Annotated in this window: 9 protein-coding genes; 6 read left to right on the top strand and 3 right to left on the bottom strand. The window is 70.2% G+C overall.

The annotated features are described in order from the left end of the window. The coding region (locus B3547_RS12785; protein WP_292963735.1) for an MFS transporter at positions 1 to 1,186 on the top strand (1,186 nt) is incomplete at its 5' end. A 34-nt stretch (positions 1,187 to 1,220) separates the two neighbouring features. On the opposite strand, the gene B3547_RS12780 is transcribed toward B3547_RS12785, so the two are convergent. The 3 genes from B3547_RS12780 to B3547_RS12770 form a co-directional block, all read right to left on the bottom strand. Beyond that, on the bottom strand, positions 1,221 to 2,057 hold the full coding sequence (locus tag B3547_RS12780; protein WP_292963732.1) for a dihydrodipicolinate synthase family protein: 837 nt from the start codon (positions 2,055 to 2,057) through the stop codon (positions 1,221 to 1,223). Between the two features lie 124 nt (positions 2,058 to 2,181). Continuing rightward, positions 2,182 to 3,735, bottom strand: a complete 1,554-nt coding sequence (locus B3547_RS12775; protein ID WP_292963730.1) for an NADH-ubiquinone oxidoreductase-F iron-sulfur binding region domain-containing protein — start codon at positions 3,733 to 3,735, stop codon at positions 2,182 to 2,184. Further along, the gene (locus B3547_RS12770) at positions 3,732 to 4,145 is read right to left on the bottom strand and encodes an NAD(P)H-dependent oxidoreductase subunit E (RefSeq protein WP_124809684.1); all 414 of its coding nucleotides are present in this window, start codon (positions 4,143 to 4,145) and stop codon (positions 3,732 to 3,734) included. Before B3547_RS12770 ends, B3547_RS12775 begins: the two co-directional genes overlap by 4 nt. Positions 4,146 to 4,375: 230 nt before the next feature. Between B3547_RS12770 and B3547_RS12765 the strand changes: the two genes are divergently transcribed. The 5 genes from B3547_RS12765 to B3547_RS12745 all read left to right on the top strand — a co-directional run. Then, entirely contained in the window at positions 4,376 to 5,893 is a 1,518-nt protein-coding gene (locus B3547_RS12765) for a phosphomannomutase (RefSeq protein ID WP_292963726.1), read from the top strand. Between the two features lie 106 nt (positions 5,894 to 5,999). Then, positions 6,000 to 7,055, top strand: a complete 1,056-nt coding sequence (gene bioB, locus B3547_RS12760) for a biotin synthase BioB (RefSeq protein ID WP_194919295.1) — start codon at positions 6,000 to 6,002, stop codon at positions 7,053 to 7,055. Positions 7,056 to 7,085: 30 nt separating this feature from the next. Next, a complete protein-coding gene (locus tag B3547_RS12755) occupies positions 7,086 to 8,276 on the top strand; it encodes an 8-amino-7-oxononanoate synthase (RefSeq protein ID WP_292963722.1) in 1,191 nt (396 codons plus the stop codon). Beyond that, complete coding sequence (bioD, locus tag B3547_RS12750; protein ID WP_124809688.1) at positions 8,273 to 8,893, top strand: dethiobiotin synthase; 621 nt, start codon at positions 8,273 to 8,275, stop codon at positions 8,891 to 8,893. The genes B3547_RS12755 and bioD overlap by 4 nt, the downstream gene beginning before the upstream one ends. Beyond that, positions 8,890 to 9,416 (top strand): aminotransferase class III-fold pyridoxal phosphate-dependent enzyme (locus B3547_RS12745; RefSeq protein WP_292963718.1); only part of this gene is annotated, 527 nt, incomplete at its 3' end. The genes bioD and B3547_RS12745, both read left to right, overlap by 4 nt.

Genomic DNA, 9,416 nt, shown 5'->3' with positions numbered 1-9,416 from the left:
CGGCATCGGCGCGCCGGCGGTGAGCATCGCGCTCACCTCCTATCTCCTGAGCTTGGCGGTGTTCATCCCGGCGAGCGGTAAGATCGCCGATCGCTACGGCGCCCGCACCGTCTTCTGCGCCGCGATCGCCATCTTCGTCGCCGGTTCGATCGCCTGCGCCTTCTCGCCCGATCTGCCGACCCTCGTCGCCGCTCGCCTCGTCCAGGGCGCCGGCGGGGCGCTGATGATGCCGGTCGGCCGCCTCATCCTGATGCGCAACGTCGCCCGCCGCGATCTGGTCTCGGCCATTTCCTGGCTGCTCGTTCCCGCGCTCGCCGGCCCGATCCTCGGCCCGCCCGTCGGCGGCCTCATCGTCGCCCTGCTCGACTGGCGCTGGATCTTCTGGATCAACGTGCCGATCGGCCTCCTCGGGCTGGTCCTCGCCTGGCGCTACATTCCCGAGACCGAGACCGACAGCGGTTCGGACGGCCCCTTCGACGGCATCGGCTTCGTGCTCTCCGGGCTGGCGCTCGGCCTGCTGCTCTTCGGCTTCGAACTCTCCAGCCACGAGGGGCTGGCGCTGCTCGCCGCGGCGTTGGTCGTCGCCGGCGTCGGCTTCGGCCTCGCCTATCTCCGCCATGCCCGCCGCCATCCGGCGCCGATCCTCGACGTCCGCCTGATGCGCATCCCGAGTTTCGGCACGTCGGTGATCGCCGGCTCGCTGACCCGCATCACCCAGGGCGCCCAACCCTTCCTGCTGCCGCTGATGCTGCNNGTGGTGACCGCCACCGCCCTCGGTTCGCTGGCGATGAAGCCGGTGGCGCCGCTGGTGCTGCGCCGCTTCGGCTATCGCGCCGGCTTGATCGTCGTCGGCCTCGTCTCCACCGCCGGCTACGCCGTCTGCGCCGCCTTCCGGCCCGATTGGCCGATCGGCCTGATCTTCGCGATCCTGCTCCTCTGCGGCTTCTTCATGTCGTTCCAGTTCACCGCCTACAACACNNTGTCGCTCGGCATCTGCGTCGGGGCTCTGGCGCTGCACGGCGCCATGCTGGCGCGCGACCACGACCACCCCGAGCTCGGCGACTTCTCCGTCGCCTTCCTGGTCGTGACCGGCATCTCGCTCTTCGCCACGATCTGGAACGCCCGCTTCTCGCGCAGTGCCGGCGAGGAACTGCGCGGCCGCCGCCCGGTCGAGCCCGAGGGCTGAACCGGACGGCGGGTCCTGCGGGGAGGGTGGTTCCTCAGGCCTCGGCGGTCTGCCGCAGCAGGGCGACGCAGTCGGCGAGGCGGGCGCGGTCGGCGTCGGTCAGGGCGCGGAAGGGCTCGCGGCAGATGCCGACGTCGATGCCCATCAGCGTCAGGATGCCCTTGGTGCCGGGGAAGACGCCGACCTCGATCAGCACGTCGATGACCCGGTTCGCCACCACCTGGAGGGCGCGCGCCTCGGCGATGCGGCCCTCGGCGAAGGCCTTCGCCAGGCGCACGAAGAGGTCGCCCATGAAGTTGTAGGTGGTGCCGATGGCCCCGTCGGCGCCCATGATCAGGCCGGCGAGGCACATCTCGTCGAAGCCGTTGTAGATCACCGCCTCGGGCCGGTGGCGCTTGAAGCGCTCGAGCAGGTAGAGGTCCTGCGAGGTGTGCTTGATGCCGATCACCTTCGGCTCGTCGAGGAGTTCGAGCAGGTCGGCATTGGTCAGCCGGCCGACGCGGCCGCCGAAGTTGTAGACGATGAGCGGCAGCGGCACGGCGCCGCCGAGCGCCCGGTAGTGCGCCTTCAGCTCGTCGCGCGAGAAGTCGTAGTAGAAGGGCGGAATGGCCGAGATCGCGTCGTAGCCCGCCTCCGCCGCGTGGTGCAGCGCCGCCGCGATCCCGCCGAGCGGCCCCATGCCGGGGCGCGGGCGGTCGGGCAGGGTCGGCACCGGGGCATCCTCGCGCCCCACCACCACCACCGCGTCGCACTGCGCCTGCAGCGCTTCCACCGCGCGGGCCAGCAGGGTGCGGCCATCGAGTTCGGCCAGCGCCTTGTCGCTGCCGAAGCGCGAGGACTGCCCGCCGGCCAGGACGGCGCCCAGGATCATGGCGTGCGAGACCGGGGTTGGCGCGCATGCTTCGACAAGCTCAGCATGAGTGGAGCTGGGAATGAAATTATACCCCAAACCCGTTCGCCCTGAGCCTGTCGAAGGGCGCGCGCGACGTCGCCGCTCATTCCGCAGCGTCCGCCGGAACCGCCGCCCCAAAATCCGCTCCAAAGTCTTCCGGCCAGTGCTTTAGCGCGGACAGCACGGGATAGGGCGTGAACCCGCCCAGCGCGCAGAGCGAGCCGAACTTCATCGTTTCGCACAGGTCTTCGAGCAGAGTGATCTCCTCGGCCAGCGTGCGGGCGCCCTTGCGCGCGTTGTGCGTCTGGGGCAGCCGCTCCACCGCGTCGGCGGCGCGCGGGGCGCGGGCGCGGATGCGGTCGATCAGTTCCACCCCGCGCGTGCTGCCGATGCGGCAGGGCGTGCACTTGCCGCAGCTTTCCGCCGCGCAGAACGCCATGGCGAAGCGGGCCTGCGCGCTCATGTCCGCCGTGTCATCGAACACGGTGAGGCCGGCGTGGCCGATCAGCCCGTCGGCGGCGGCGAAGCTTTCGTAATCGAACGGCAGATGGAAATCCGAAGGCGGGTGATAGGCGCCCAGCGGGCCACCCACCTGCACCGCGCGCACCGGCCGGCCGCTGGCGGTGCCGCCGCCGACAGCGTTGACCAGTTCGCCCAGGGTGATGCCGAAGCCCACTTCGAACAGGCCGCCGTGCTTCACGTTGCCGGCCAGCTGGATCGGCATCGTGCCTTTGGAGCGACCGAAGCCGACCGCTGCATAGGCCGTGCCGCCGTGCGCCAGGATCCACGGCACCGCCGCCAGCGTCAGCACGTTGTTGACCACGGTGGGCTTGCCAAACAGCCCTTCCAGCGCGGGCAGCGGCGGCTTGGCGCGCACTTCGCCGCGCTTGCCTTCCAGGCTGTTAAGCAGCGAGGTCTCCTCGCCGCAGACATAGGCGCCGGCCCCCGTGCGCACTTCCAGCACGAAGGGCGCGATAATATGCGCGCAGGCCCGCACCGCCGCTTCCATCTTGGCGATGGCGTGCGGATATTCGCTGCGGATATAGACGTAGCCCTTCGTCGCGCCGACGGCATAGGCGGCGATCGCCATGCCCTCGATCAGCATGAAGGGATCGCCTTCCATCACCATGCGGTCGGCAAAGGTCGCGCTGTCGCCCTCGTCGGCGTTGCAGACCACGTACTTCTGCGCCGCCTTCGCCTTGGCCACGGTGGTCCACTTGATCCCCGCCGGAAAGCCCGCGCCGCCGCGCCCGCGCAGGCCCGATGCGGTGACTTCGGCGATCGTCGCCTCGGCGCCGATGTCGTGCGCCTTGCGCAAGCCCGCCCAGCCGCCGCTGGCGGCGTAGTCGCCCAGGTTCAGCGGCCGGGTCTTGCCGGCGCGCGCGAAGGTGAAGCGCTGCTGGCGGGCGATGAAGGGATGGTCGGCGATCGGTCCGATGCCCAGCGGGCTGGTGCCTGTGAGCACGGCCGGCACGTCGTCCACCGTCAACGGGCCGAAGCCTTCCCCGTCGATCTCGGCGAGCGGTTCCAGCCAGTGCATCCCCCAGCTCGACACCCGTTCGACCGTGCAGCCGGCCTTCGCGAACGCGGCGGCGACCTCGTCGGCCCCGCAGGCCAGCGCCAGCGCGTCATCGGAAATGCGGACCGTAACCGTCATGCCAGCGACTCCACCAGCGCGGCGAGCTTCGCGCCATCGAGCCGCGCGTGGACCTTGTCGCCCACCATCGCGTTCGGCCCCACGCTGCACAGGCCCAGGCAATAGACCGTCTCGACCTTCACGCGGTTCTGCTCGGGCAGCGCCGCCGCCAGCGCTTCCACGCCGCGCGCTTGGCAGGCCTCCGCCCGGCACAGCTTCAGCACCGGCCGCGCATCCGCCTCGGCATGAAAATCATGATAGAAGCTCACCACCCCGTGCACTTCGGCGCGGCTCAGGTTCAGCGCCGCCGCAATCGCGCGCTCCGCTTCTTCCGGAACGTGCCCGAACGCTGCCTGCACATCGTGCAGGATCGGGAGCAACGCCCCCTCACGCCCCGCGTGCGCCGCGATGATCTCTGCGAACCTCTCCATACGTCGTACCCTAATGCGCGGCGTTATTGTATGCAACGCATACAAATGGGGGCAAGCGTGTCGCTCGCTGGCGGTCGCCTTAGCGCGATTTTCGCCATTTTGCACAGCCGATCGGAACGATACGATCTTCGAGCCATTTCGAAATGGTAACCGGTCTGCGGCATTGCGATAGCCGTCAAGCCGGTCCATGCGGACCTGCCGCAAGTCCTTCTTTCCAGTATCAGGGCACGATGAACCAGCCAGCATCCCCTTCCGTCCAGGATCTCATGACGCAATCGGGCGTCGCCTTCGGCACCAGCGGCGCGCGCGGGCTGGTCTCCGCGATGACCGACCGGGTCTGCTACGGCTATACCCAGGGCTTCCTGCTCTATCTGGCCGGGCTGGGCGAATTCGCGCCCGGCACGCAAGTGGCGCTGGCGGGCGATCTGCGCCCCAGCACGCCGCGCATTCTCGCCGCCTGCGCTGAAGCGGTGCGCGATCTGGGGGCGGAGCCGGTGTTCTGCGGCTATGTGCCGACGCCCGCGCTGGCGCTCCACGCCTTTGCCGAGGGCATCCCCTCGCTGATGGTGACGGGCAGCCACATCCCGGCCGACCGCAACGGCATCAAGTTCTACCGCCCCGCCGGCGAAGTGCTGAAGGACGACGAGGCCGGGATGAAGGAGCAGGCGGTGACTCTGCCCGATGGCAAGTTCACCGACGAGGGGATGCTCGCCGTGCCCGCGCCGCTGCCGGAGCCGGTCGATGTCGAGACCGCCTATCTCGCGCGTTATCGCGATTTCTTCGGCGCCGACGCGCTCGCCGGCCTGCGCATCGGGGTCTATCAGCATTCCGCCGTGGGGCGCGATATCGTGACCCGGATCGTCGAGGCGCTGGGCGCGGAAGCCGTGCCGCTGGGCCGCGCCGACAGCTTCATCCCGGTCGATACCGAGGCCGTGCGCCCCGAGGATATCGCGCTGGCGAAGGCCTGGGCCGCCGAGCAGCCGCTCGACGCGATCGTGTCCACCGATGGCGATTCGGACCGGCCGCTGCTGGCCGACCATACCGGCACCTGGCTGCGTGGAGACGTGCTGGGCGTGCTCTGCGCGCGGGCGCTGGGGGCGGACCGCGTGGTCACCCCGGTCAGCAGCAACACCGTGCTGGAACGGTCGGGCAGCTTCGCCCACACGCTGCGCACGCGCATCGGATCGCCCTATGTGATCGCGGCGATGAACCAGGCGCGCGCGGATGGCGGCACACGCGTCTGCGGGTACGAGGCGAACGGCGGCTTCCTGCTGGGCGATGCCATCGCGAAAGACGGCGCAACGCTGACCGCGCTGCCCACGCGCGATGCGGTGCTGCCGATGCTGGCGGTGATCCACGCGGCGCGGCCGGGCACGCTGACCGACCTGCTTGCCACCCTGCCGCCGCGCGTGACTTATTCCGATCGGTTGCAGGACTTCCCGGTCGAACACAGCAAGGCGCTGATCGCCGTGCTGACCGCGGGCGACGATGCCGCGCAGAAGGCGCGGGCCGAAGCCCTGTTCGGCCCCATTGCCGGACCGATCGCCACGATCGACCGGACCGACGGGTTCCGCATGACCTTTACCGGCGGCGCGGTGATCCACCTGCGCCCTTCGGGCAACGCGCCGGAACTGCGCTGCTATACCGAGGCCGACAGCGAGGCCGAGGCTACGGCGCTCAACCGCGCCGCGCTGGCGCTGCTGCTCGAACGGCGGCCCTGGGAGGCAGAGGGGGAGAAAGGCGCCTGAAAATCCGCGCGCTTTCCACGCTGGACAACGCCCCGCTTTTTTTGAGGGCACCCCGGCGGCTTTTGGGTTAAGGGCGCGGGAATCAATCGCGTAAGGGAACCGCAGTATGCAGGACACCGCCATTCGCCCCGCAACCCGGCCGGCACCGCGCACCGACTGGACGCGCGAGGAGATCGCGGCACTGTTCGACCTGCCGTTCACCGAACTGCTGTTCCGCGCGGCGGAAGCGCACCGGGCGCACCACCGGGCGGACGAGGTGCAGCTCTGCACGCTGCTGTCGATCAAGACCGGCGGCTGCCCCGAGGACTGCGGCTACTGCTCGCAATCGGCCTCGGCCGAAAGCGGCGTGAAGGCGACCAAGCTGATGGACGTGCAGGCCGTGCTGCAATCGGCGGCGCAGGCCAAGGACGCGGGATCGCAGCGCTTCTGCATGGGCGCGGCCTGGCGCAACCCCAAGGACCGCGACATGCCGGCGATCATCGAGATGATCAAGGGCGTGCGCCAGATGGGCATGGAAACCTGCATGACGCTGGGGATGCTCACCCCGGCGCAGACCGCGCAGCTGGCGGACGCCGGCCTCGATTACTACAACCACAACATCGATACCTCGCCCGAACGGTACGAGGAGATCACCACCACCCGCACCTTCGCCGACCGTATCGATACGCTGGCGAACGTGCGCAACGCCGGGATCAACGTCTGTTCGGGCGGAATCGTGGGCATGGGCGAGACGCGGGCCGACCGCGTGGGCTTCATCCACGCGCTGGCCACGCTGCCCGCGCATCCGGAAAGCGTGCCGGTGAACGCGCTGGTGCCGATCAAGGGCACCGTGCTGGGCGACATGCTGGCCGATACGCCGCTGGCCAAGATCGACGACATCGAGTTCGTGCGCACCGTGGCGGTGGCGCGGATCACCATGCCGCTGAGCATGGTGCGCCTGTCCGCCGGGCGCGAAAGCATGTCGGACGCGACGCAGGCGCTGTGCTTCCTGGCCGGCGCCAATTCGATCTTCACCGGCGATCGCCTGCTGACCGCCGCCAACGCCGGCGACGATGCCGACGCGGCGCTGTTCGCCCGTCTTGGCCTCAAGCCCATGGAAGGCGAGGAACCGGCCCGCGCCGCCAAAGCCGAGCGCTCCTGCGCCGGAGCCTGCGCCGCCTGAACCGGAGCGCGGCCTGAACCGGAGCACGGAATGGAGCGCGGCATCGGCAGCACCGTGGAAGATGGCGGCACGCTGAGCGCGGCGTCGCTGTGGCGCGTGCATTCGGCGGACCTTGCCGCGCTGGGCGAACGCGCCCGGCTGCGCGCGCTGGCGCCGCGCCGGGGCGTGGACTTCGCCTCGAACGATTACCTCGGCATGGCCCGCGCGCCGCGCCTGGCGCAGGCGGTGGAACGCGCCGTCGCGCGCGGGGTGCCGCTCGGATCGGGCGGATCGCGCCTGCTGCGCGGCAACGATCCCGAGCACGAGGCGCTGGAGGCCGAGGCCGCCGCCTTCTTCGGCAGCGAAGCCGCGCTGTTCTTCTCCGCCGGCTATGCCGCCAACGCCGCGCTGCTGTCCACGCTGCCCCAGCGCGGCGATCTGATCGTCCATGACGAACTGGTCCACGCCTCGATGCACGAAGGCCTGCGGCTGACGCGCGCGACGGCGGTGGCGGCGGCGCACAACGATCCGCAGGCGTTCGACGACGCGGCGCGCGAATGGCGCGCGCGGGGCCACACCGGGCGCATCTGGCTCGCCTTCGAAACGCTCTATTCGATGGACGGCGATATCGCCCCGGTCGATACCTTCGCCGAGGTGGCGCGGCGGCACGAGGCGATCATGTTCATCGACGAGGCCCACGCCACCGGCGTATTCGGCCCCGACGGGCGCGGCCTTGCCGCCCATCTCGAAGGCCGGCCCGATACGATCGTGCTGCGCACCTGCGGCAAGGCCATGGGCTGCGAGGGCGCGCTGGTGCTGGGGCCGCGGATCGTGCGCGAATTCCTGGTCAACCGGGGCCGTGCCTTCATCTTCTCGACCGCGCCATCGCCGCTGGTCTGCGCCGCCGTGCGCGAGGCGATCCGGATGCTGGCGGACGAACCGCGCCGGCGCGACGACCTTACCGCGCTGGTCCGCCATGCCGAGCGCGCGCTGGCGCCGTTCGGCGTGGAACCCACCGGATCGCAGATCCTGCCGCTGATCCTGCACGAGGATGCGCGGACCATGCGCGTGGCGGAAGCCTTGCAGCAGGCCGGGTTCGACGTGCGCGGCATCCGCCCGCCCACCGTGCCGCAGGGCACCAGCCGCCTGCGCATCTCGCTGACGCTCAACGTCACCCGCGCCGATATCGACGCGCTGGCCGAAACGCTGGGACGCGTAATGGCAGGACCTGGGCCGGCATGACCCGCATCGTCGTCACCGGCACTGATACCGGCATCGGCAAGACGGTGTTTTCCGCCGCGCTCGCCGGGGCGCTGGGCGCGCATTACTGGAAGCCGGTGCAGTCCGGCCTGGAGGACGGCGCGGACCGCGATCACGTTGCCCGGCTGGGCGGGTTGCCGGCCGACCGGGTGCTACCCGAAGCCTATCGCCTGACCACGCCCTGTTCCCCCCACCGCGCGGCCGAGATCGACGGGGTGGTGATCGATCCCGCGCGGCTGGCGGTGCCCGCCGTGGACCCGCTGGTGATCGAGGGCGCGGGCGGCGCGCTGGTGCCGGTCACGCGCGGCACGACTTATGCCGATGTGTTTGCGTGGTGGAACCTGCCGACGGTGATCGTCGCGCGGACGGAGCTGGGCACGATCAACCACAGCCTGATGACGATCGAGGTGCTGCGCGGGCGGGGCGTGCCGGTGCTGGGCGTGGCCTTCGTGGGCGATGGCAACGAGGACAGCGAGGCGACGATCGCGGCGATGGGGCAAGTGCGGCGGCTGGGGCGGCTGCCGCGCCTGGCCGAACTGACGGCGCAGACGGTGGCCGCCGCCTTCGCCACGCATTTCCGCATCGAGGACTTCCGGTGAGCGAATCGCCCGTCTGGCATCCGTTCTGGCAACACGGGCTGGGCCAACCGGTCACCCGCGTCACCCGCGCGGAAGGCGCGGCGCTTTATACCGCCGAGGGCCGCCGCGTGATCGACGCGGTATCGAGCTGGTGGGTGACCACGCACGGCCACTGCCACCCGCGCATCGTCGAGGCGATCCGCGATCAGGCGGGGCAGATCGACCAGCTGATCTTCGCCGGCTGGACGCACGATCCGGCGGAAGACGTGGCGCGCGGCCTTACCGCCATCCTGCCGCCCGAACTGACCCGCGTGTTCTTTTCCGACAGCGGCTCCACCTCGGTCGAAGTGGCGCTGAAGATGGCGCTGGGCTTCTGGGCGCACAGTGGCGAACCGCGCCACCGCATCCTGGTGATGGAGCACAGCTACCACGGCGATACCATCGGCGCGATGTCGGTGGGGGAGCGCGGGGTCTATAACGCGCCCTACGATCCGCTGCTGTTCGACGTGGGCCGCATTCCCTTCCCGGTGGGCGACGGGGCGAA

It is taken from the genome of Novosphingobium sp. UBA1939 (assembly GCF_002336885.1).
Classification (GTDB): domain Bacteria; phylum Pseudomonadota; class Alphaproteobacteria; order Sphingomonadales; family Sphingomonadaceae; genus Novosphingobium.
The sequence above is the reverse complement of the archived record's forward strand: the minus strand, read 5'-3'. Positions and strand labels throughout refer to the sequence as shown.

What these genes read in the sequence shown, in the direction of transcription:
- B3547_RS12765 (WP_292963726.1), top strand. Translation starts at nt 4,376, where the DNA reads ATGAACCAGCCAGCATCCCCTTCCGTCCAGGATCTCATGACGCAATCG.
- B3547_RS12755 (WP_292963722.1), top strand. Translation starts at nt 7,086, where the DNA reads ATGGAGCGCGGCATCGGCAGCACCGTGGAAGATGGCGGCACGCTGAGC.
- B3547_RS12780 (WP_292963732.1), bottom strand. Translation starts at nt 2,057, where the DNA reads ATGATCCTGGGCGCCGTCCTGGCCGGCGGGCAGTCCTCGCGCTTCGGC.
- bioD (WP_124809688.1), top strand. Translation starts at nt 8,273, where the DNA reads ATGACCCGCATCGTCGTCACCGGCACTGATACCGGCATCGGCAAGACG.
- B3547_RS12770 (WP_124809684.1), bottom strand. Translation starts at nt 4,145, where the DNA reads ATGGAGAGGTTCGCAGAGATCATCGCGGCGCACGCGGGGCGTGAGGGG.
- B3547_RS12775 (WP_292963730.1), bottom strand. Translation starts at nt 3,735, where the DNA reads ATGACGGTTACGGTCCGCATTTCCGATGACGCGCTGGCGCTGGCCTGC.
- bioB (WP_194919295.1), top strand. Translation starts at nt 6,000, where the DNA reads ATGCAGGACACCGCCATTCGCCCCGCAACCCGGCCGGCACCGCGCACC.